This is a genomic window from Lactococcus protaetiae (assembly GCF_006965445.1).
GTDB lineage: Bacteria > Bacillota > Bacilli > Lactobacillales > Streptococcaceae > Lactococcus > Lactococcus protaetiae.
In genome coordinates, this window is record NZ_CP041356.1 from 1,382,220 (window position 1) to 1,406,024 (window position 23,805).

A 23,805-nucleotide genomic window follows, 5' to 3' on the forward strand; every position below is an offset into this window, starting at 1 on the left:
TAGCAGATTGCGATTTGAACTTGCCACTTTATAGGATAGCCGTTTGCGCTTCAGCGCTTACGGATATGCTAGTTGTTACATCTAGTGGCTTAGTGAAATCGACAGCGTAGCCGTAAGGCGGAGATAGCACGTACTTACTTCGATGAATTGGCTGGTATAGTTTAAAAGCTTAAATGCCATCCTTTTTATCAGCTCGGTAAAAAGTAGACATCGTTTACAGACGAGGCACGAAGTTTATATCGTAGCACTATCCTTGTGCCATGAAGTTACATGGTGATGTCAATTTGTCTTTTCAGAGAGTAAATAGGGAGAAATATGGAAATTAAAAACAAAAATGTGTTTATCACAGGTTCAACGCGTGGAATTGGTAAAGCCATTGCAATCCAATTTGCAAAAGCAGGAAGTAATGTCGTGATTAATGGTCGTTCAAATATATCTGAAGAATTGCTTGCTGAATTTACTGCTTTTGGGATTAAGGCTGTAGGTATCTCAGGAGATATTTCAAAATCAGAAGACGCAAAACGAATGGTTGGCGAAGCTGTTGAAGCGTTGGGTTCAGTGGATATTTTGGTGAATAATGCGGGTATCACACGTGATGGCTTATCACTCAAAATGTCTGAAGAAGATTTTGAAGCGGTACTCAAGATTAATCTGACAGGGCATTCAACATGACACAGGCTGTCCTAAAGCCAATGACTAGAGCAAGAAGTGGGGCAATTATCAATATTTCATCAGTAGTTGGATTGATTGGTAATGCGGGTCAAGCAAATTATGCTGCATCAAAAGCGGGCTTGATTGGTTTCACAAAATCAATTGCGCGTGAAGTGGCTGGACGCAATGTACGTGTTAATGCTGTAGCACCAGGTTTCATTGAATCTGATATGACAGACGTACTCTCTGATAAAGTAAAAGATGCCATGAAAGCTCAAATTCCAATGAAACGTTTTGGAAATCCAGAAGAAGTTGCTTCAGTTGTGAAATTCCTTGCAGAGCAAGAATATATGACTGGTCAAGTCTTAGCAATTGACGGCGGAATGGCAATGTAATAAAATAATATGCTAGAAAGACTTATTTATAAACTCTCAAAAATTCTTTCTAGCTAGTTATAATGTATGGGATACTGCAAATCAATTGTGTGGTACTTTCATTCAAAAAGAACAAAGTCGTTCAGAAACTGATTTTGATTTCGTTTGAAACTACTTTTTAATACTGTTTGATTTTTAAACGTTTCGCTATTTATCTAATAAATTGTCATAGAGAAGTTAAAGATGAACTAGTATAAGATTGTAGATAAGAAAGAAAAATTTGTGTTAAACACAATTCGGTTAAAAACCTTCTGAACATGTCTAATAATAAAGGATAAAAATATGACAAATCGTGTAGTTATCACAGGTTATGGTGTTGTTTCTGCAATTGGAAATACTCCAGAAGATTTTTGGAAAAGTCTTAAATCAGGTAAAACTGGTATTGGACCAATCACACACTTTGATGCGCAAGCAACGGGAATCTCTGTTGCTGCAGAAGTGAAAGATTTTCCATTTGACAAATATTTTGAGAAAAAAGATGCGCGTCGCATGGATACTTTTAGCTTATATGCTGTCCATGCAGCACTTGATGCTTTCAATATGTCAGGTATTAACGAAGAAAATACAGACTTTGATCGTTTAGGCTGTATCATGGCTTCTGGTATTGGTGGTTTGGAACAATCACAAAAAAATGCTCAAGTTATTCTCCAAAAAGGACCACGCAAGGTGGCGCCACTCTATGTGCCACTTGCAATTGCTAATATGGCGACAGGAAATGTTGCTCTGCGGACGGGCGCGCGCGGTGTTTCTCGTGCGGAGGTGACAGCTTGTGCGGCCGGTGCCAACTCGATTGGTTCTGCTTTCCGTGAAATCAAGCATGGTTACGCAGATGCTATGATTGCTGGCGGTGCAGAAGCTGCAATTTGTGAACTTGGTATTGCTGGTTTTGCTAATTTGACTGCACTTTCTAAAGAAACTGACCCAATGATTGCTTGTCGTCCTTTTGATAAAGACCGCAATGGTTTTGTGATGGGTGAGGGTGCTGGAGCCGTAATTCTTGAAAGTCTTGAACACGCTCAAGCACGCGGTGCGAATATTCTTGCTGAAATCGTAGGTTATGGGAATACAAACGATGCATTTCATATGACGACACCATCAGGTGTTGGGGCAGAAAAAGCAATGAAATTGGCGCTTGAAGAAGGTGGAATCAAACCTGAGGAAGTTGATTATATCAATGCTCATGGAACTTCTACTCACGCAAATGAGGAAACAGAGGCAGCTGCGATTCATAATGTCATCGGTGATAAAGCACTCGTTTCATCTACTAAATCATTCCACGGTCATGCACTTGGTGGAACAGGTTCTATTGAAGCTGTTGCTACGATTATGTCCATGCAAAATAATTTTGCACCAGTTAATGCTGGGACAAAAGAACTTGATGAAGGAATGACGATTAACGTTGTGCTTGGTCAAGGTCAAGAAGCTGAAATTAATGTTGCGCTGAGCCAAGATTTTGGTTTTGGTGGACACAATGCCGTTCTTGCATTTAAGAAATGGTCTGAATGAAGTCAAGACTAAATTCGAAGCATAGTGCTGCTTTATCCCCTACCTAAGATAGGATATGCTAGTTGTTACACCTGGGTAGGGTTTAGCACGTACTTGCTTTGATAAAAAGATTAGAGTTATGCGGTTTTTGAAGAGCTTTTTAGCAGTGAGTATTCTAAAAATTAATTTTTAATGAATTAGAAATGAGTTGTAAGATGCTCATTGTTAGAAATAATTTTCATAAGAACTGTATGGAGAAATATTATGAATATCAATGAAGTTAAGGAATTGATGAAACAGTTTGATGGTTCATCTTTACGTGAGTTTTCTTGGAAAAATGCAGAAGGCGAGCTTGGTTTTTCTAAAAATGATGGACATGGAGTCGTTGCAGCATCAGCTGCGCCAGCTCCTTTATTAGCAACTGTTCCAGTCGCATCCCCACTTGTAGAAAATTCTGAGAAAGTTTTGGACGAAGCTGTTCTAGAAGTAAGTGTAGCAGAGGGAGAAGCAGTTAAATCTCCTCTTGTAGGTGTGGCTTACCTGAGACCAGCTCCTGAAAAATCTGAGTTTGTAAGTGTTGGGGACAGTGTGAAGAAGGGACAAACCTTGCTTATTATTGAAGCGATGAAAGTAATGAATGAAATCCCCGCTCCACGTGATGGCGTTGTGACTGAAATTATGGTTTCTGCAGAAGAAGTTGTTGAGTTTGGTCAAGAATTGGTACGAATCAAGTGAGAAGTTCATGACAATGATTTTGTCAGTAAAGCTTATTGCTGACAGAAAGCTGTCAGTAATTTTTGAAACCATTTATTAGAGGAATTTTAGAATATGGCTGAAACACGAATTGATGTAACTAAAATTATGGAGGCTTTGCCACATCGTTATCCATTTTTATTGGTGGATCGCGTGATTGATATTGCTGACGATGAGATTACAGCAATCAAGAATGTGACGATAAATGAGGAGTTTTTCCAAGGACATTTTCCACAATATCCAGTAATGCCTGGGGTTTTGATTATGGAAGCTTTGGCGCAAGCCGCAGGAGTTTTGGAATTATCAAAACCTGAAAATAAAGGAAAACTGGTTTTTTATGCAGGCATGGATAATGTCAAATACAAGAAACAAGTCACGCCGGGAGATCAACTTGTTTTGCACGCAAAGTTTATTAAACGTCGTGGACCTATTGCAGTAGTTGAAGCTGAAGCAACTGTTGATGGAAAATTAGCAGCGAAAGGTACTTTGACTTTTGCTCTAGGTGCTTAGTTTTCTGATAATTTATTGATTTGTTTGAGTGTGTTGTGTGGTTTGGAGTAACTTACTCGGATAAAAAAAGGTTTATCAAAGCAAGTGCTACACCCTCACTCATAGGTAGGGGCGGAAGCGAAGGGGTGACTGCGTATTGAAGAGATAAGGTTGTACCCTAAATTCAGTGGTGAGTTGCCCTTTTATCAGTCGCATTTGCCTTTTGCTCTTGCCAGCTTTGCTTGCTAAGCAAACGGACAGCGGAGCAACGAAGTTGCGTAGACCGTTCGCAGAACGGCGTGCAAAGCACGTAGCACCATAGCGAGCATGAACAGCGAAGCAACGAGGTTGCGGAGATAGTGAAATCGACAGCGTAGTGAAGCGGAGAGAGAGCGAATGGATAGCGAAGCGCAGCAAAGATAGCGACTAGAGAAAATGAATAAATGTTTTACGAAACTCCCACTGAATAAGTCTTGACTTTATTTTAACCATGACTGATTATTTTTCAGTTATGGTACATTTTTGGACTTATTTTAATTTTAGTTATAAAAGTTTTGCTATAATTTTTATTAAAGCAAAAAAATTTCTGTATTGACAGAAACTTTCTATTTGGAGAAAGGAATTGAGTTCAACTATTTAGAAATGATGACTCTACGGTTTGCTTATTACAGCAGGCAGAGGGTTCTTGTTTTATATAGCTGATACTCGCATCTTAGATATGTTTAATAAAATTTTAATCGCCAATCGTGGCGAAATCGCAGTTCGGATTGTCCGCGCTGCTCGTGAATTAGGTGTAGAAACTGTCGCAGTTTATTCGGAAGCTGACCGAGATGCGCTGCATGTTGCACTCGCCGATGAGGCGATTTGCATTGGACCAGCGCGTGCAGCAAGCTCATACTTGAATATGAATAATATTCTTTCAGCGGCAGTTGCAACAGGTGCGCAGGCCATTCATCCAGGATTTGGTTTCCTTTCTGAAAACTCAAAATTTGCTCGCCTTTGTGAAGAAATGAATATCAAATTTATCGGTCCTAGCGCTTCTGTAATGGATATGATGGGAGATAAAATCAATGCTCGTGCTGAAATGATTAAAGCTGGCGTGCCCGTCACACCAGGTTCTAAAGGTGAAGTGCATACCACTGATGAGGCGGTGAAAATTGCAGAAGAGATTGGCTATCCAATTATGCTTAAAGCTTCAGCAGGCGGTGGTGGTAAAGGAATTCGTAAAGTAAATAACGTCGAAGAACTTGTCCCTGCTTTTGAAGCAGCAACAGCAGAAGCAAAAGCAGCATTTGGTAATGGGGCAATGTTCATCGAACGTATGATTTTCCCCGCACGTCATATTGAAGTACAAATTTTGGGTGACCAGCATGGTCATACGATTCATCTTGGTGAGCGTGATTGTTCTTTACAACGTAATAATCAAAAAGTATTGGAAGAATCGCCTTCGGTTGCTATCGGTCATACTTTGCGTGAAAAAATCTGTACTGCGGCAGTCAAAGCCGCAGCCCACGTAGGTTATGAAAATGCGGGAACAATTGAGTTTTTGTTGGATGAAACTTCTGGAAATTTCTATTTTATGGAAATGAATACGCGAGTGCAAGTTGAACATCCAGTTACAGAATTTGTCAGTGGTGTTGATATTGTCAAAGAACAAATCCGAATTGCTGCTGGTTCAGAACTTTCTGTGAAGCAAGAAGAAATTGTTTTCAAAGGTCATGCCATTGAATGTCGAATCAATGCTGAAAATCCAAAGTTTAACTTTGCGCCATCACCAGGAAAAATCACGAGTCTTTTTTTACCGTCAGGTGGTGTAGGTTTACGTGTAGATTCAGCGATGTATGCAGGTTATACAATTCCTCCTTACTATGATTCGATGATTGCTAAAGTCATTGTTCATGGGGAAAATCGCTTTGAGGCATTGATGAAAATGCAACGTGCCCTGATGGAATTTGATATTGAGGGTGTAACGACAAATATTGACTTCCAATTAGAACTCATCGCTGACCCTTATGTTGTCGCTGGTGATTACGACACAAGCTTTTTGGGTAATGTTTTCTTACCAGAATACCTGAAAGAAGACTGATAGAACTTCTGTCAGCGATAACCAAAGCTGTCAGTATACTGACAGAAAAAATAACTCTGCGTGAAGTCAAAACTAATTTTCGTCAAAACGTAAAACGAATTAACTTCACAAGTTTAACGAAAAACGAGAAAAGGAAGCAAAAATGGCTCTTTTCCAAAAGAAAAAATACATTAAAATCAACCCGAATCGTTCAATCATTGAAAAACAAGCTGAAAATCCTGAAGTTCCTGACGAACTTTTTGCAAAATGTCCAGCGTGTAAACATACGATTTATCAAAAAGATTTAGGTGAAACAAAAATTTGTCCAAACTGTGACTATAATTTTCGAATTACAGCTCATGAGCGTCTTGCTCTTGTAGCAGATGAAAATTCATTTGAAGAAATGTTCACAGGAATTAATACAAAAAATCCACTTGATTTTCCTGGATATCTTGAAAAGTTAGAGGCAACAAAGGCAAAAACAGGTCTTGATGAAGCGATTATGACAGGAAGCGCAACGATTAAAGGTCAAAAAACGCTACTAGCCATCATGGATTCAACTTTTATCATGGCTTCAATGGGAACCGTTGTCGGTGAAAAATTGACTCGACTTTTTGAATACGCAACTAAAGAAAAGCTTCCTGTTATTGTTTTTACAGCATCAGGTGGTGCTAGGATGCAAGAAGGAATCATGAGTTTGATGCAAATGGCAAAAACATCAGCAGCTGTTAAACGTCATTCGGCTGCTGGTCTTCTATATATTACTGTTTTGACAGACCCAACGACAGGAGGTGTTACGGCATCATTTGCGAGCTTGGGGATATTATTTTGGCAGAACCGCAGTCACTCATTGGTTTTGCGGGACGCCGAGTTATTGAACAAACAGTACGACAAACGTTACCAGATGATTTCCAAAAAGCAGAATTTTTGCTCAAGCATGGTTTTGTAGATGGTATTGTAAAACGTACAGAACTCCGAGAAAAACTTGCTCTTTTGCTTGCGTTTCATGCTGAAAAGGAGGATGAAAATGTCTGATATTGCTAAAATTATCAATAAAGCAAGAGCAGCAGACCGCATTTCTGCTCGCGATATCATTACTCATGTTTTTACTGACTTTTTTGAACTTCACGGCGATCGTCAATTCACAGATGATGAAGCTATTGTTGGTGGAATCGCACGATTTAATGGCAAATCTGTAACGGTTATTGGTATCCAAAAAGGAAGAAATCTTGAAGAAAATTTAGCCACAAATTTTGGTCAACCTTCACCTAATGGCTATCGTAAAGCGTTACGCTTGATGAAGCAAGCAGAAAAATTTGGTCGTCCTGTTATTACTTTTGTCAACACAGCAGGAGCTTATCCAGGGATTGAAGCTGAAGAACGCGGTCAAGGAGAAGCTATCGCAAGAAATCTATTCGAGATGTCAGATTTGAAAGTGCCTATTATCGCCATCATCACTGGAGAAGGTGGTTCAGGTGGTGCTTTGGCTCTGGCGGTGGCCAATAAAGTATTCATTCTTGAGAATGCTGTTTATTCGGTTTTATCACCAGAAGGATTTGCAACAATCCTTTGGAAAGATGGTACAAGACGGGATGAGGCAGCCGAGCTCATGAAGATTACGGCTCCACATCTGCTTGATATGGGTGTAGTTGATGGCATCATATCAGAGGAAAATCTTGTCGAAAACATTAAGAGTGTACTGACAGAACAAATCGAAAATCTGTCAGCACTGACAGCACAAGAACTAGCGGAACAACGCTATGAACGTTTTAGAAAATACTAAAAATCAGTCTTAACTGATTTTTTTTACTTATAAACAAAAGAATTATTTCATAATGTTAAGTAGTTTTGAATTTAAGTAAAATAAAACACGTAATAAATTTATTCAGTTACAATTTGTAACTGTTTTTATTTTTATACGAAATAATAAAGTAATCGAAAGTACATTTTTTTAGCTATAATTAATAAAGTAATAAATATATTACATTATTGATAAATAAAGGAGCTATTTAAAATGTTGAAAACAAGACGTCATTTCTGAATTGTTATTGTTGAAATTCAATTAATAACAATTTTGTTGGTAACAAGAAAAACCAAAAATTCGGGAGAAATTAGATGATTTATTATAATGAAAAATTAAAAGATAAGAAAAAGTTATTTCGTATGGGACGAGCGAGTATTATGCTTTTATGTATAAGTTTGCCATTTTTGAGCATGACTTCACAAGTCCAAGCAGAAGAACAACCAAACCAATCCCCCAAAATACCTTAGCGGCTCCTGCAGATAACATTATATCTATTCCAGATAGTTTTCTAAAACAAGCAATTGTATCTACCCTAGGATTAGCTGCAGGAAGTGATGTAACACAGTCTGATATGGCTCGCTTAACCGCTCTAACATTAAATTCTGCACAGATTAGTAGTTTTGAAGGTCTAGAATATGCAGTAAATCTCTCATATATCTACATGAATGTGGATAACAATATAACAGATTTTAGTCCTTTAGCACAACTTTCATCCTTAACAATGGTCTATCTCCAAACGTCAAGTCTCACAAGTAGTAATTTTCCAGACTTAAGTAAGAGTACAGGACTAACAAATCTGAGTTTAGCTGGAACTAGTATAGATGATAATGTGCTCCCTAAACTTGCAAAATTAACTAGTTTGACATCTCTAAATTTAGACTCAAATATGAATATTACTACATTTGCACCCTTAAAGACATTGCCTAATCTAAAATCGCTGAATGTTCAGTTTTGTGGAATTACAGACTTTACTGTCATTAATCAATTTCCAGTCCTTAACAACTTGGCTGCTTTTGGACAGAACACAGGGCGAAATGATTTGCCTACCACGATTGGTCGCTCCTCTTTAGACTATAATTCTGATAATCAAACTTTATTTTTGCCTTTCTCCATGATGCCTAATCGAATGATAAATTTTGATGGTTATATTCCACCGTTTACAACTTCGAATACAGCAAGTAATACATACTTGGATTTTAACGGTGTACAATTATCAGCAGATCGTCTACAGATTGATGAACAAGGGATAACAGTTCTAGGTGTGACTGAGGATGAGTTTAAAAATATCACTAGTTTTGAATACAATGCTCGCATAAATAATCCAGCGGAACTTATGCTACACCTGATGGGTACACATTTTATGCCATTTCATCAGGAACTTACCTTCACCAATTTAAAGTTGCTGAGGACGGGCAGCCTGTGACGGTCCATTATCAAGATGAAAATGGAGAAAAAATGAGTGGAGTAGCTGATAAGACTATTTCTGGATATGCAGGAGAGGCATATGATACCACGACTTCAGAATACAAAATAGAAATTCCAGGTTATCATATCGATGAAAATAGAATCCCAGATAACGCAGTAGGAGTATTTACGGCTCAAGCTCAGACGGTAACTTACACATACATTAAAGATAAAAAAGCGACTATTGCAGCCCATGACTCAATACTATATGTAGGAGATAGTTGGAAACCTGCAGATAATTTTGATGGAGCTACTGATGAAGACGGAAATGCTGTTACTTTTGAACAAAATATGACAGACGATAAGGTAGATACTAGTAAAGCTGGTATATATCCTGTCAACTACTCATATCATGGGGCAACTACAACAATAAATGTGACTGTTTTAGAAAAAACGCCAGAGGATTCAGAGTCAGCAGATAATCAAAAACCGAAAGAAAAAGAGGGTAAAAATAGGACTTCATCAAATAAAAACAAAGAAAAGTCAAATCCAAATGTAAAGAAAAAAACTCTTCCTAGGACAGGTGAGAAGTCAGAAAAGACGTTATTTATTACAGGAATTACTTTTATCTTTGGAAGTCTTATCTACCTTAAAATAAGAAAAGATTAATAAGTTTAAGAAAATACGACTAGAATTGGTCGTTTTTTATTAAAACAGAGATATGTTATAATGAAACAAGCCACACAGATTTATAATTGCAACAAAAAGGAAGTGAAAAATGTACGATTTTTATTGGTATCCAAAATGTTCAACTTGTCGTAAAGCCAAGGCGCAGCTTGACTCTCTTGGAATTGAATATAGAGAAATTGATTTGAAGTTGCTACCTCCAGCAGCAGAAAAATTTGAAACTTGGTTTGCTCAGGGAGATTTTCCTACGAAAAGGTTCTTTAACACGAGCGGGCTTGTTTACCGAGAGTTGGGATTGAAAGATAAATTGGACTCACTTTCGGAAGCGGAAATGGCACAGTTACTTGCATCAGATGGTATGCTGATTAAGCGCCCACTCATCGTCAAAGATGGAAAAGTTCGGCAAATTGGTTACAAAGAAGAACAGTATACTAGCTTACAATGAATTGATTCTTTTCTAAGTGAATTGAGATAGATTTGGAATAGAACAAACGAAGTCAAGATTTATTTAGCGGGAGATTTAACTTGCTATTAGATGAAATAATCTTGTCCTAGAAGTTTAAGTGCTAAAAGTTAGGGTAGTCAAACTAAATTTGAAATTTAGCACGTACTTGATTTGATAAAAAAATGAGCTGGTTAGACTCATTTTTTTATGTAATAATTTTTATGGAGCACTATTTTCGGAAATGTTTGGTAGAGAGCCATTTTATCATGATGATAATAATCGAAATTGTAATCATATTAAGTGCTCCTAGTAGGAAAATATGTTTCATTTGAAATTATATTTATTTCTTATGAAATAAATATAGCATAAGTTAGATAATCTGTCAATAAAAAATCTGGACTATTTCCAGATTTTTTTATAAATATGATTTATTGAGTTAAGCGATAATCACATCAATTTGATTTTGAGTGAGGAAACTTTTTATTTTATCGCTAATTGAACTATCGGTATAGACTTTTGAGATTTCAGAGAATGAAAATTCTGTGACCGTCCCATTTTGTTGAAATTTTGAAGCATCTGTCAGGATGATAACCTCTTTTGCGGCAGCTGACATGAGATGTGTCGTATCGCTTCTATCAATATCGTTACTTCTAAATCCTCTAACCTCGTCAAAACCATCAATGCCAATGAATAACTTATCAACATAAAATTCGTCAACTACTTTTTTTATTAAAGGTCCTACATTAACTTGTGAATTACTTTGATATTCTCCTCCAAGTAAAATCACTTTAATTGCATCAGATTTACGCACATAGTTGGCGATAAAAACAGAGTTTGTGATTAGGGTAATGTTTTTGCGATTAAAGGCTAGTTCTTCGGCGAGTAACGCACAAGTGGAACCTGATTCAATCATGACAACATCACCATCAAGAATATTTTCAGCAGCTTTCAAGGCAATTTTTCGTTTTAAATCATAATTTTTAGCTAAACGGAAGTTGATGTCATCAGTATTGTTTATTACAGCAAAGCCGTGTTGACGATTGATGATTCCTTTTTCTTCAAGTTTATCGAGATCTTTTCTAATGGTAACATTTGAAACATCAAGCAACTCTGCAAGTTTGTTGACTTCTATCTTTTTAGCATCACTAACAATTTTGATTATTTCTTCTGAACGCGACATAGGGAGACCTCACAAATAGATTTACTTTGAGCTTATCACAAAAACGATAAAAAATAAAATAATTAGCCAAAAGAAAGCTAATTATTTTTGAATGAAAATAATTGATTTTGAAGTGATTACTTCATTGGTGGGGAGTTAGTAGCACTTGCTAAGTTAAATTTCAAATTCTAATAAAATAGGAATGTGATCCAAGCGTTCTCCAGAATCCATTGGTTCAGAAGTCAGAAGTTGTTCAGCAATCCGGTTGGAAACGAGCCAGTAATCGATTCTCCAACCAGAATTATTGATTTTTGAAGTTTTTGCGCGTTGGGCAAACCAAGTATAAAGGCTATGTCCCTCTGCGTAAAAGCGCTCAACATCACCGTGAATTTTACGGAAACTATCGGTAAATCCACTGGCTAAAAGTAAACCAAATTTTTCACGCTCTTGGTCTGTAAAGCCTGCAGTATTGCGGTTTCCTTTTGGATTGGCAAGGTCAATCTCGGTATAGGCAGCATTGAAGTCACCACAAGCAAACACAGGTTTTTGAGCATCCAAGCTTTTCAGGTATTCGCGGTATTTATCATCCCAAATTCCCCGTAAATCTAGGCGTGTTAATCCTTCTTGAGCATTTGGTGTATAGACGGTTGTGACAAAGAAGTCAGGAAATTCAAGAGTAATGATGCGACCTTCAAAGTCCATTGGACTAGGTGCTCCAATCTCTGGATAAGTGACAATGGGTTCAGGTAAGCTCTTTTTGTAGAGGAACATTGTACCTGAATAACCTTTTCTAGCAGGTTCATTAGACGAACGCCAAACAATATTATAGTCTTCGAATAGAGCTTCTAGCACTTCAAGATGGGCTTTTTTGGGACCTGAGGAAGGAAGTTTTGTTTCTTGAATAGCAAGGACATCGGGTTTTGCATCAGCAAGTTGTTTGACAACAGCGAGTGATAATGCCGCGCGTTCAGAAGTACCTGTTAGTGCTGCATTGAGTGAATCAATGTTCCATGAGATAAATTTATATTTCATTATATTTCCTTTTTGATTTCTATAAGATTGAGAGGGATTACTGTAAGCAATCGTCATCTGATAAGATTAATTATATCAAATTTTTGGTATAATATTTAGATGAGAATCTTCTCAAATATCGAGCCTCATTTGCTCGGAAAGCTGAAGAAAGGAATTGAGTTCGCCCTCCTTGAAGTCAGCAAAAATAGATAAAATGGAACCTGTGCTGTGCACAGAACCCATTTTCCTAATTTTAGTAACTTCAAAGCAGTCGGGCTCACATCTTAAAATATGACTGAAAACAAAACTTTTTACATTACTACTCCGATTTATTATCCGTCCGGTAAGCTTCATCTGGGTTCAAGTTACACGACCATTGCTTGTGACGTATTGGCACGCTATAAACGCTTGATGGGCTTTGACACTTTTTATTTGACAGGTCTTGATGAACATGGAATGAAAATTCAACGAAAAGCCGAAGAGTTGGGATTGACACCGAAAGAATATCTTGACCCCATGGCGGAAGATGTTAAAGCGCTTTGGAAAAAGTTGGATATTTCTTATGATAAATTTATTCGGACAACGGATACTTATCATGAAGAAGCGGTAGCTAAGGCATTTGAGCAGTTGCTTGCGCAAGATGATATTTATTTGGGCAAATATGCAGGTTGGTATTCAGTTTCTGATGAAGAATTCTTCACGGAAACGCAGCTTGAAGAAGTTTATAGGGATGAAAATGGTGTGATTACTGGTGGTATTGCACCAAGTGGTCACGAAGTGGAATGGGTTGAAGAAGAAACTTATTTCTTCCGTATGGGTAAATATGCGGACTGGCTCTTGGATTATTATGAAACACATCCTGATTTTATTCAACCTGAAATTCGTAAAAATGAAATGATTAACAACTTTATCAAGCCTGGTTTGGAAGATTTGGCATTGACTCGAACAAGCTTTACTTGGGGGATTCCTGTACCGTCAAATCCTAAACACGTTGTTTATGTCTGGTTTGATGCGTTGCTCAACTATATTACTGCGTTGGGTTATAATTCTGAAGATGATAGTAACTTTAAAAAGTTTTGGCCGGGGATCAATATGGTGGGTAAGGAAATCGTGCGTTTTCATACGATTTATTGGCCAATCATGCTCCATGCGCTTGGTTTACCTGCACCGAAGAAAGTTTTTGGTCACGGCTGGCTTTTGATGAAAGACGGAAAGATGTCTAAATCTAAAGGGAATGTGGTCTATCCTGAGATGTTGATTGAACGTTATGGACTTGATGCGGTACGTTATTATTTGATGCGCGCCATTTCTTTTGGTCAAGATGGAATTTTTACACCTGAGGATTTTGTAGGGCGGATTAATTTTGACCTTGCCAATGATTTGGGAAATCTTTTGAACCGTACAGTTTCGATGATTAATAAATATAATGATGGTCGAATTGAAGCAACTACTGCGACAACTGAGTTTGATGGATCTTTAGAAGAAGTTGTTACAGATACAGTGGCGCATTTCCATGAAGCAATGGACAAATTTGAGTTTAATGTGGCACTTGCTGATGTTTGGACTTTGATTGCACGAACGAATAAATACATTGATGAAACAGCGCCTTGGGTACTTGCGAAATCGGCAGATGATAAGGCGAAGCTCAATAACGTTTTGTATCATTTGGCTGAAAATCTGCGCGTTGTTGCGACTTTATTGCAACCATTTATGCGTGCAACTTCTGGGAAAATTTTTACACAGTTAGGACTTTCTGAAACGAGCTTTTCAATCGAAGAATTAGCATTTGGTTATGACTTTGTAAATCCAGTAGTAGCCAAAGGAGAACCTATTTTCCCACGACTTGATGTCGAGGAAGAGGTGGCTTACATTAAAGAACAAATGAGCGGAGGTAAAACTGTGGAGAAAGAATGGATTCCTGAAGATGTTGAATTGAACTTGACTTTACCTGAAATTAAATTTGATGATTTTGAAAAAATTGAATTGAAAGTGGCAGAGGTTCTTGAAGTTGAGCGTGTGGAAGGTTCTGATAAATTGTTGAGATTTAAACTTGATGCTGGTGATAGTGAACCTCGTCAGATTTTATCTGGTATTGCACAATTTTATCCTAATGAACAAGAGTTGGTTGGTAAAAAACTACAAATTGTCGCAAATCTGAAACCACGTAAAATGATGAAAAAATATGTGTCGCAAGGAATGATTCTGTCAGCTGAATTTGGGAATGAATTGCGTGTGTTGACAGTGGATAAGGATATTCCAGCAGGATCATTAATTGGTTAATGATGAAACATGAAAAACAGGATTTGTCAGCACTGACAGAAAAACTGATGATTGAAAATGTAAATCTGTCAGTGCTGACAGAAGTTATGATGATTGAAACCACTGGTTTTTCAGTGGAAGAAGCAGCAACGGAAGCCGCAATGTATGAACGTATTGAAAAATTGCAAGATACCTTTCTTGTTGCTAAGACAGAATCAGGAAAAGTAGCAGGATTTATTGTCGCCTGTGCTTCAAAATTACGCTATATCACGGATGAATTATTTGAGAATGTGCGGAAAAATGAGGGAACAGATGATTATCTCTTGGTGCTAAGTCTTGCGGTTTTACCTGAGTTTCAGCATCAGGGGATTGCGGGAAAACTTCTCCTTGCTCTAGAAAATGTAGCTAAAAAACAGCAACGTAAAGCGATAAGTTTGACTTGTTTGGCAGAAAAGATAGGGTTTTATGAGGTTAATGGCTATCGTAACGAGGGCGTTTCGACATCAAGCCACGCCCATGAAGTTTGGTATAATCTTGTTTTAGAGTTGGCATACTAGACTAACTTTGAAGTGATTACTTCATTGGTGGGTCCACCAACGATAGGGCACAACCTCATATCTTTGATGTGAGGTCAATCTATTCGCTCTATCTCCGCTTCGCTACGCTGTCCACACCACGGGTATCCATCTCGCCTCGCTACGGTGCTGAAGCACCAAGTCGCAATGGTTCTTGCTAAGTGGCTAAAGCCACAAGTCGAGTCGCAAAGCGCTAAGACCCTAGGGCAGTAGAACGAAAGCAGAGCTTAGTGCTTTTAAGAGGTGTGGAATTGCGATTGTGACTAGGTGCTTTGCCTTTTGCTCTTGCTGCTTTAGCAGCTTAGAGCGAATGGATACCTGTGGTGCATCGACAGCGTAGCCCAAAGGGCGGAGATAAGTTAAAACAGTATATTTTATCAAAGCAAGTGCAATTAACCCAAAATCGGAATGTTTTTAGTCAATAGAAGAAAATTGAGTGTGATGATATGACATTTGAAGAAATTTTACCTTTGCTTAAAACTGGTAAGAAGGCAGTACGTACAGAAGGTTGGGGTGGTGCCGAAAATTATGTGAAAATTTATGATTCAATCGTGTTGGAAAATGGGGAGAAACTTGATGTAACTCCTTATTTCCTAATTAATGTCGAAGGCGAAAGCGAAGGTTTTTCGATGTGGTCTCCTACACCATGCGATGTTTTGGCTAATGATTGGGTTCTTGTCGAATGAGATTTTCAGGTAAAAAAGTATTAGTGACAGGTGCAAGTTCTGGAATCGGTTTGGCTCAAGTGCAGGCTTTTTTGGCAGAGGGAGCTGATGTCATTGCTGTTGACGTTAAAGTATTTACTGACAAAAATGCTGTCAGTAAATTTTCAAATCTGTCAGTAAAAATTTGTGACGTTTCTGATGCTCATGCTGTTCAAGTATTGGCTGATGAGGTGGGCAGCATTGATATTTTGTGTAATACAGCTGGAATTTTGGATGATTATGCGACTATAGAAGAAACGGATTTTATGTTATGGCAGCGGATTTTACATACGAATCTTGACTCCATGTATTTGATGATTTCAGCATTTTTACCGAGAATGAAGCGGAAAAAATCAGGAGTGATTATCAATATGGCTTCGGTTGCTGGACTTGTTGCTGGAGGTGGAGGAATTGCCTATACAGCGAGCAAACACGCAGTTGTCGGATTGACGAAACAGTTAGCGCTGGATGAAGCTCAGCACGGAATACAAGTGCTTGGCATTGCTCCAGGAGCGATCGACACACCGATGAATGCTGCTGATTTTTTGGAAAATAATGGAGAAATGGCAAAATGGGTAGTATCTGAAACCCCCGCTAAACGTTGGGCAAAGGCTTCTGAAGTCGCAGAATTAACGCTGTTTTTGGCAAGTCCACAGGCAAATTATATGTCAGGGGCAATCGTTCCTATTGACGGAGGTTGGACCATTAAATAATAGACTTATTTTGAAATTCCTCAGCATTCGAAGACTATCTCGTTCTTGCGCTCGCTTACTAGCACTGCTTTAGGGTTGAAGATAAAAAACGTAGTTTTTCTCGTTCATAGTCATGAATAAGCGAAAAATTGGATTTTAGAGTAGATTTAATACTGACAGATTTCTGTCAGTAAATAAAAGTGTTGACAAGAGTCTGTCAGCACTTTTCATTTTGTAAGAAATCTGATAAAATAGGGACGTTGCTTTGACAGGAATAGAGAGAAGCGATCCTCAGGACTTATGACCTTTGCCTGAGCATATTTCAAGTGAACCGAGATTGCAAAATCAAATTCAACGGTTTCACTAAAGGAGAAAAATTGAAAAAATCAAGAACTTATGATGTAGTGACAATTGCTATTGTCGCAGCGCTGTATGTCATTTTGACTGTTGCACCAGGATTGAATGCTATTAGCTATGGACCAGTCCAGTTCAGAATTTCTGAAATGTTAAACTTTACAGCATTTTATAACAAAAAGTATATTATTGCTGTGACGATTGGGTGCATGATTTCCAACTTTTTGAGTTTTACTTGGGTAGATGTCATCGTTGGTGGACTGTCAACACTGGTCTTTTTAAGTTTGGGTGTTTTGCTATTTGAACGCTTTAAAAAGCAATATTTATTTAATGGGCAGCTCAATAAAGCATTTTTATATTTTGCTATTTTTTTCTCAATTAGCATGGTAACTATCGCAATTGAGCTCTATTATATTGCTGGTTTACCTTTCTGGATTGACTGGGCGACGCTTGCGCTGGGCGAGTTTGCTAGTTTGATTGTGGGAGCTTTCATTATTGATAAACTTGGGAAACGAATTGATTTAACGAAATAATTGTAGCCTTTAGGCTACTTTTTTTGAACGAATAAGAAAACATTAGTGATAAGATTTGTTATAATTATATTAGACTCACATTAATAATGTCATTCTATATACAAATTACTTTATCAAAGCAAGTGCGTGCTATCTCCGCCTTACGGCCAAGCTGTCGATGCTCACTAAGGCGCTGAAGCCCTAGTCGCAATCGCAATACTCCGACCTCTTAGGTCGGAGATAAAGCAGCACTAAGCCTTGAACTTCGTCCGACTAAATTCAGTGGTGAGTTGCCCTTTTATCAGTCGCTTTGCCTTTTGCTCTTGCTGCTTTAGCAGCTAAACAAACGGGCAGCGAAGATAGCGACTGGAGAAAACAGACAAATGTTTTACGAAACTCCCACTGAATAAGTCTTGACTTCATTTTACTCTCTGGTATTGGTAATGAGTGTATTGTAATGAAAAATGATTAAGCGAACTGCAAATAGACTGAATTGCAGTGCCACTAGTCGTTTTGTTTTATTGCTTTAGCAACTTGGAACGAATGGACACCTGTCGTATAGACATCTGTAGTACAAAATTTTAAAGTGAGACTTATAACTTCAGCCATGAATAAAGAAACAGGAGGTTTCATTTAATGAAAAAGATTGCAGTAATCGCAGCAAGCGGAAAAGCAGGAAGCTTAATTGCTGAAAAAGCAATGACAAAAGGATTTGAAGTCGTTGCTATTGTCCGCAATAAAGCACGTCTGAAAGTAGCTGTGACAGAGGTTATTGAGAAAAATATTTTTGATTTAACGTCAGAAGATTTGTCGGGATTTGACGCTGTCGTCCTCGCCTATCGGGCTCCTGAAGGGAATGAAGCTGAATATTCTAAAGTGGCACATCATGTCACAGAGATTTTGTCAGGAAGTACAACGCGCCTTATCGTAGTTGGAGGAGCGGGTTCGCTTTACTTGGATGAAAGTCGAACACGTCGTTTAGTTGACGAACTTTCCAAAGATTTGCCTTATTACCCAACCATTGCGGAGATGGGAAAAGCAAGCCTAATTTATAAAAATTCTAATGTTAATGTAACTTTCTTCTCACCAGCAGACTTTTTCGATCCAGACGGAGCAGAAACTGGAAGCTACACAATTACGAGTGATATTTTTGAGAAAAATAAATCAGGAAAAAGTAGGGTAAGTTATGCTGATTATGCTGATGCAGTTGTAAATATGATTGATAAAGGGACACATCAGAACGAACATATCGGAATTTATGAGAACTAGAAAATTGCACGAAAGTGCAATTTTTTTATTGAACATGTACGATTTTGAACGCATTATGAGAGATAATTACTCTCATCTAATAAGCAAGTTCTTGGCAGTCATACAAATTTTAACCATTTTTTGTTATAATTGAGTTCATATGATGGGCAATGAAGTCAAGACTTATTCAGTGGAAGTTTCGTAAAACATTTGTCCATTTTCTCTAGTCGCTATCTTCGCTGCGCTACGCTGTCCGTTTGCTTAGCTGCTAAAGCAGCAAGAGCAAAAGGCAATACGACTGATAAAAGGGCAACTCACCACTGAATTTAGTCGGACGAAATTCAAAGTTAGCACGCACTTATTTCGATAAAATTTCTACTAGTCATCGTTAAGCTTTTAGCACCAGCATTGTGGTAAGTATAGACCATGTAGCAATGATGTATTTTTTATATAAGTTTATCTTTAATTTTTCTAAGAATAATAAGTAGACAAACTGCAAATATACACATTATATTTATTGTAGGGTTGGTTGTTAGCGATTGACTTTACCAAAGTTTGGTAAAAGTGCTGCTTGAATTGACGTAGCATCTCAACTGTAAAAGTCATCATAGACCTCTCGAAAGAGACAAAAAGTTGAAATTGTATAAATGAGTATTTTGAAGCAAAATATTGCTAGGGAAAATACTGCTGTATAAATGGAGGGGCTTTATGCGTAAGCTTCAAGAAAAATTAAAAAATGATTTTGGGATTAGCTTTTCTGATGAAGAATTGCTGAAAACAGCTTTTACCCATTCTTCATTTACTAATGAAGAACGGCTCCCAAAGATTGCAAACAATGAACGTTTGGAATTTTTGGGAGACGTGGCTTTGTCACTTGTTATCTCAGACTATCTTTATCGTACTTATCCGGAAAAACTTGAAGGAGAGTTGTCGAAAATGAGGTCGAGTATTGTTCGGACGGAATCTTTAGCAAATTTTGCACGTAATTGTGGATTTGGTGAATTTTTACGTTTAGGACATGGTGAAGAAAAAATGGGCGGTAGAAGTCGTGAAACAACTCTTGAAAATTTGTTCGAAGCCTTTTTAGGCGCGCTTTTTTTGGATAAAGGGATGGATGAAGTACGTCAGTTTATTAATCGTGTCGTGATTCCTCATGTGAAAGCTGATGATTATGTTAAAATCATTGACTATAAGACAGAGCTACAAGAAATTTTGCAAACAGGTGGCGACGCGCTGATTTCATACAAAATCCTTTCAGAAGAAGGACCGGCACATGACCGTTCATTTGTTGCTGCCGTTTACAATAATGGTTCAGAACTTGGACGAGGAATGGGAAAATCAAAAAAAGTCGCTGAACAAAAAGCGGCAGAAAATGCGATAAAAGGACAAAGCAACCACTAATTCATTTCTATGCGGACTACCCAAAACTGAGAATTCTGATCGTGCAGTGGAGGTACAATTAATAGTGTACTTTAAAAAGTGGAGCTTTTTATAAAAATGTATCTAAAAAAAATGGAAATTGTCGGCTTCAAATCATTTGCCGATCGAACAAAAATTGAATTTGATAAAGGAATAACAGCAGTTGTTGGGCCAAATGGTTCTGGCAAGTCCAATATTGTAGAAAGTTTACGTTGGGTTCTTGGTGAACAATCTGCAAAATCGCTGCGTGGCGGGAAGATGCCTGATGTTATTTTTGCAGGAACAGAGAAAAGAAGAGCACTCAACTATGCAGAAGTGATTGCTCATTTTGATAATACAGATGATTATTTAGTGGGACACGATGAAGACGATGAGGTCGTAATCACACGTCGTTTGTATCGAAATGGTGATTCAGAATTTTTGATTAATGGTAAAAAATGTCGTTTGCGTGATATTCATGACCTGTTTACAGATACTGGATTGGGGCGTGACAGCTTATCCATTATTTCTCAGGGGCGGATTGAATCTGTTTTCAATTCTAAACCAGAAGAGCGCCGTGCGATTTTTGAAGAAGCTGCAGGTGTTTTGAAGTACAAAAATCGAAGAATAGAAACAGAGTCAAAACTAACAGCTACTCAGGATAATTTAGACCGTTTAGAGGATATTATTTTTGAATTAAACGGCCAGCTTGTTCCCCTACAGGCTCAACGAGACGTTGCTCTGCGCTTTCGTGAATTGGAAGCCAATCGCAGTGAACTTTCGCTCTCTGTGCTAGTTGGTCAACTCCTTTTTGAGAAAGAAAAGTATGATGAAACTCGAAATCAACTGACAGAAGTTCTGTCAGTGCTGACAGGATTGACAGAACGTAAAAAAGTCTATGACGATGAACTGTCAGAACTTAGAAAACGTCGTATCGAAGTCGAACAAGAGCAAGAACAATGTCGAAATGAACAGATGACATTATCAGGCTTAAAAGCAGATTTGACAAGAAAAATTGAACTTTTTGATGTGCAGAAAGATTCTTCTGAAAAAACGGCACTAGAGCGTGAAAACCGTTTGAAACAACTGATAGACAGGCTGACAGCAATGGAAGAAGAACTGTCAGTACTGACAGAAAAGCAAAAACTTCTTTTAGAAGAAAAGACAAAACTTGAGCTTACGCTTGAGGCGCTGTCAGTAGAGTTGGAATCTTTGTCAGAAGCACCTGAGACCGTCATTGAGCGTCTTCGTGATGAGTTTGTCACTTTAGTAGGGCAAGAAGCGGAGCAATCAAATATTATTGTTCGAAATAAAGCTGAAATCGAAAACTTGACGAGAAAGCAGTCAGAACAAGATGAATCAACAAAAGAAAATCTTGCTAAATTTGAAAAAGTATCTGCTGAGCTAGATCAGTCTGAAAAAATTTACGAACAGTTAAAAAATGAAATCAGCCAACTTTTAGAGCAGTATGAAAATCAGTCAATCATAAAAAAACAATACGAAGAACAAGAGCGCTATGCACAAAATGAAATGTATGACCGATTGCAAGAGTTGAATCAACAAAAAGCGCGCTTGACTTCATTGCAGAATATCCGTGATAGTCACAGTAATCTATTTGCTGGTGTGCGCAGTGTGATGCAAAATCAAGATAAAATTGGCGGTATCATTGGTGTTGTAGCAGATGTATTGAGTTTCGATAGTAAGTACACCACAGCAATTGACATTGCACTTGGTGGAGGTAGTCAAAATATCATTACTGAAGATGAAAATGCCGCGAAACGTGCCATTGCTTTTTTGCGCGAAAAACGCTTAGGGCGTGCGACATTTTTGCCTTTAACAACGATTAAATCTCGCGAATTTAACGGTCTTTCGAGAATTTCTGGACAAAAAGGATTTATTGATTTAGCAATAAATCTAGTACACTTTGAACCACGTTTACAAAAAGCGCTGAGTTCACTTTTGGGGACAACGGTCATTGTGGACACAGCAGAGAATGCGACAGCGATTGCTAGGAGCATGAGCTATACTGTAAGGATTGTAACGCTTGATGGCACACAAATTAATCCAGGCGGATCTTACGCCGGCGGAGCTGGAAAACGTAATACAACGACTTTCAGTAATGTAGAGATTGATGCGTTAAATGGGCAAATCTTGACATTAGAAACTCAGCTAAAGCAAGCAGAAAAAACAGTTCAAAAAGCTCAAAAAGAAAGACTAGAGTTAGAACAACAACTTGCTACTCTAAAAGCACAAGGTGAAGAAAAACGTTTTGAGGAAAAGACGCTACTCATGACAATTGAGCAACTAAAATCTCAAAAATCAACCTTGTCAGCACTGACAGAACTTTCTGTCAGTAAAAATACATCAGAAACTCTGTCAACATTGACTCAACAAAGTCAAGTAGCGGATTCAATGCTTACAAAAATTTCTGAACGTAAATCAGAAATTGAGCAACAAATTGACCAACTCAAATCTAATAGTCAAGCTCATAAAGCCTTACAATCGGAAAAAACGCAAGCAAGTTCAGAAACACAGCTTCGTCTTTCAGAGGTTACAAGTGAATTGCGCTTTAGCAAAAACGATGAAAAACGACTACTGACAGATTTGTCAGCACTGACAGAAGAAAAAACGCAGTTACAAGCAAGTTTGAACCCAGTAAAATTTGATGAAAAAGAGCGAAAACTTTTTGCTAACCAACTCCAAACAACAGAACAAAAGCTCGGCGAGCTCAATGTCAAAATGGTCAGTCTCAAATTTGAACGCGAAGACCTATCAGCGCAAATGGAAGATTTGGAGCAGCACAATCAGGACTTTATCCAACAAAGTCAAAATCTGAGTACACAAAAAACGCGTTATGAAATGCAGCTTGAACAGTCAGAGCAACGTTTGATGACACTTCAAGAAACGCTCAATACTGAACATCAGATGAGTTTTGAAGAAGCGCAAGATACTGCTGTTCAGTTGGAAAACTTAGTAAGTGCAGAACAAGAACTCAAACAGCTTGAGCGTCAGATTCGTGCACTTGGTCCAATCAATCTAGATGCGATTGCTCAATTTGAGGAAGTCAACGAAAGATTTATTTTCCTATCAAGTCAAAAAGATGATTTGCTAGAGGCAAAAAATTTACTTCTTTCAACAATTGATGACATGAATGACGAAGTTAAAATTCGTTTCAAATCAACATTTGACGCTATTCGTGAGAGCTTTAAAATGACTTTCTCACAGATGTTCGCAGGAGGTCAAGCCGACCTTGAATTGACAAGCGACAATTTACTTGAGGCAGGAGTCGAAATCAAAGTTCAACCACCAGGTAAAAAATTATCAAGCCTAAATTTGATGTCAGGCGGAGAAAAAGCACTGACGGCACTTGCTCTCATCTTTGCGATTTTGCGTGTCCGCACAGTACCTTTCGTTGTACTTGATGAAGTAGAGGCTGCACTTGATGAAGCTAATGTCAAGCGTTTTGGCGACTATATGAATCATTTTGATAATAGCAATCAATTTATTGTAGTGACACATAGACGCGGGACAATGGCAGCAGCAGGAAGTATGTATGGCATCACCATGGCAGACGCAGGGGTATCCAAAGTTATCTCTGTCAAGCTTGAAAATTGAGCAAAAAGAACATTAAACAATTCATTTACTTTTGGCGTTAACGTTTTATATTAGTTCTACA

At 38.0% G+C, this 23,805-nt stretch carries 18 protein-coding genes, 2 pseudogenes and 1 riboswitch; of the genes and pseudogenes, 18 read left to right on the forward strand and 2 right to left on the reverse strand.

What is annotated here, in order from left to right:
* Positions 1–315: 315 nt before the first annotated feature.
* The 10 genes and pseudogenes from fabG (at position 316) to FLP15_RS06795 (ending at position 10,217) form a co-directional block, all read left to right on the forward strand.
* Positions 316–1,046, forward strand: a pseudogene (gene fabG / locus FLP15_RS06750) (3-oxoacyl-[acyl-carrier-protein] reductase).
* A gap of 321 nt (positions 1,047–1,367) precedes the next feature.
* Positions 1,368–2,591 carry a beta-ketoacyl-ACP synthase II gene (gene fabF / locus FLP15_RS06755; protein WP_142766481.1) on the forward strand — a complete coding sequence of 408 codons (1,224 nt, stop codon included), beginning with the start codon at positions 1,368–1,370 and terminating at the stop codon, positions 2,589–2,591.
* Positions 2,592–2,834: 243 nt separating this feature from the next.
* Positions 2,835–3,305 (forward strand): acetyl-CoA carboxylase biotin carboxyl carrier protein, encoded by a 471-nt coding sequence (gene accB, locus FLP15_RS06760; protein WP_142766482.1) that lies wholly within the window; start codon positions 2,835–2,837, stop codon positions 3,303–3,305.
* 93 nt (positions 3,306–3,398) lie between these two features.
* Positions 3,399–3,833 carry a 3-hydroxyacyl-ACP dehydratase FabZ gene (gene fabZ / locus FLP15_RS06765; RefSeq protein ID WP_142766483.1) on the forward strand — a complete coding sequence of 145 codons (435 nt, stop codon included), beginning with the start codon at positions 3,399–3,401 and terminating at the stop codon, positions 3,831–3,833.
* A 697-nt stretch (positions 3,834–4,530) separates the two neighbouring features.
* Positions 4,531–5,898 (forward strand): acetyl-CoA carboxylase biotin carboxylase subunit, encoded by a 1,368-nt coding sequence (gene accC / locus FLP15_RS06770; protein ID WP_142766484.1) that lies wholly within the window; start codon positions 4,531–4,533, stop codon positions 5,896–5,898.
* 142 nt (positions 5,899–6,040) lie between these two features.
* Positions 6,041–6,826 (forward strand): acetyl-CoA carboxylase carboxyltransferase subunit beta, encoded by a 786-nt coding sequence (locus FLP15_RS06775; RefSeq protein ID WP_142766485.1) that lies wholly within the window; start codon positions 6,041–6,043, stop codon positions 6,824–6,826.
* A 78-nt stretch (positions 6,827–6,904) separates the two neighbouring features.
* Positions 6,905–7,660 (forward strand): acetyl-CoA carboxylase carboxyl transferase subunit alpha, encoded by a 756-nt coding sequence (locus tag FLP15_RS06780; RefSeq protein WP_142766486.1) that lies wholly within the window; start codon positions 6,905–6,907, stop codon positions 7,658–7,660.
* 1,147 nt (positions 7,661–8,807) lie between these two features.
* A pseudogene (locus FLP15_RS13840) lies at positions 8,808–9,022 on the forward strand (MucBP domain-containing protein); the annotation flags it as partial.
* Between the two features lie 114 nt (positions 9,023–9,136).
* On the forward strand, positions 9,137–9,754 hold the full coding sequence (locus tag FLP15_RS13085; RefSeq protein ID WP_245392051.1) for a bacterial Ig-like domain-containing protein: 618 nt from the start codon (positions 9,137–9,139) through the stop codon (positions 9,752–9,754).
* Positions 9,755–9,863: 109 nt separating this feature from the next.
* Positions 9,864–10,217 carry an arsenate reductase family protein gene (locus FLP15_RS06795; RefSeq protein WP_142766487.1) on the forward strand — a complete coding sequence of 118 codons (354 nt, stop codon included), beginning with the start codon at positions 9,864–9,866 and terminating at the stop codon, positions 10,215–10,217.
* 436 nt (positions 10,218–10,653) lie between these two features.
* Here FLP15_RS06795 and FLP15_RS06800 read toward each other — a convergent pair whose 3' ends face one another.
* Positions 10,654–11,397, reverse strand: coding sequence for a DeoR/GlpR family DNA-binding transcription regulator (locus tag FLP15_RS06800; protein ID WP_142766488.1), 744 nt, complete (start codon positions 11,395–11,397; stop codon positions 10,654–10,656).
* 153 nt (positions 11,398–11,550) lie between these two features.
* Positions 11,551–12,408: an exodeoxyribonuclease III gene (locus FLP15_RS06805; protein WP_142766489.1), complete on the reverse strand. Its 858-nt coding sequence runs from the start codon at positions 12,406–12,408 to the stop codon at positions 11,551–11,553.
* A gap of 270 nt (positions 12,409–12,678) precedes the next feature.
* On the opposite strand from FLP15_RS06805, the gene metG reads away from it, so the two are divergent.
* The 8 genes from metG (at position 12,679) to smc (ending at position 23,744) form a co-directional block, all read left to right on the forward strand.
* Entirely contained in the window at positions 12,679–14,667 is a 1,989-nt protein-coding gene (gene metG, locus FLP15_RS06810) for a methionine--tRNA ligase (RefSeq protein ID WP_142766490.1), read from the forward strand.
* Positions 14,667–15,203 carry a GNAT family N-acetyltransferase gene (locus FLP15_RS06815; protein WP_223804567.1) on the forward strand — a complete coding sequence of 179 codons (537 nt, stop codon included), beginning with the start codon at positions 14,667–14,669 and terminating at the stop codon, positions 15,201–15,203. Before metG ends, FLP15_RS06815 begins: the two co-directional genes overlap by 1 nt.
* A gap of 464 nt (positions 15,204–15,667) precedes the next feature.
* A complete protein-coding gene (locus tag FLP15_RS06820) occupies positions 15,668–15,907 on the forward strand; it encodes a DUF2829 domain-containing protein (protein WP_142766491.1) in 240 nt (79 codons plus the stop codon).
* Positions 15,904–16,638, forward strand: coding sequence for a 3-oxoacyl-ACP reductase (locus tag FLP15_RS06825; protein ID WP_142766492.1), 735 nt, complete (start codon positions 15,904–15,906; stop codon positions 16,636–16,638). The genes FLP15_RS06820 and FLP15_RS06825 overlap by 4 nt, the downstream gene beginning before the upstream one ends.
* A 221-nt stretch (positions 16,639–16,859) precedes the next feature.
* Positions 16,860–16,997: riboswitch (PreQ1 riboswitch) on the forward strand.
* On the forward strand, positions 16,995–17,504 hold the full coding sequence (locus FLP15_RS06830; protein WP_120771353.1) for a QueT transporter family protein: 510 nt from the start codon (positions 16,995–16,997) through the stop codon (positions 17,502–17,504). (Overlaps the previous riboswitch by 3 nt.)
* Before the next feature lie 615 nt (positions 17,505–18,119).
* Positions 18,120–18,752, forward strand: a complete 633-nt coding sequence (locus FLP15_RS06835) for an NAD(P)-dependent oxidoreductase (protein WP_142766493.1) — start codon at positions 18,120–18,122, stop codon at positions 18,750–18,752.
* 687 nt (positions 18,753–19,439) lie between these two features.
* Positions 19,440–20,132: a ribonuclease III gene (gene rnc / locus FLP15_RS06840; protein WP_120771355.1), complete on the forward strand. Its 693-nt coding sequence runs from the start codon at positions 19,440–19,442 to the stop codon at positions 20,130–20,132.
* A 96-nt stretch (positions 20,133–20,228) separates the two neighbouring features.
* Positions 20,229–23,744 carry a chromosome segregation protein SMC gene (gene smc / locus FLP15_RS06845; protein ID WP_142766494.1) on the forward strand — a complete coding sequence of 1,172 codons (3,516 nt, stop codon included), beginning with the start codon at positions 20,229–20,231 and terminating at the stop codon, positions 23,742–23,744.
* Positions 23,745–23,805: the final 61 nt, after the last annotated feature.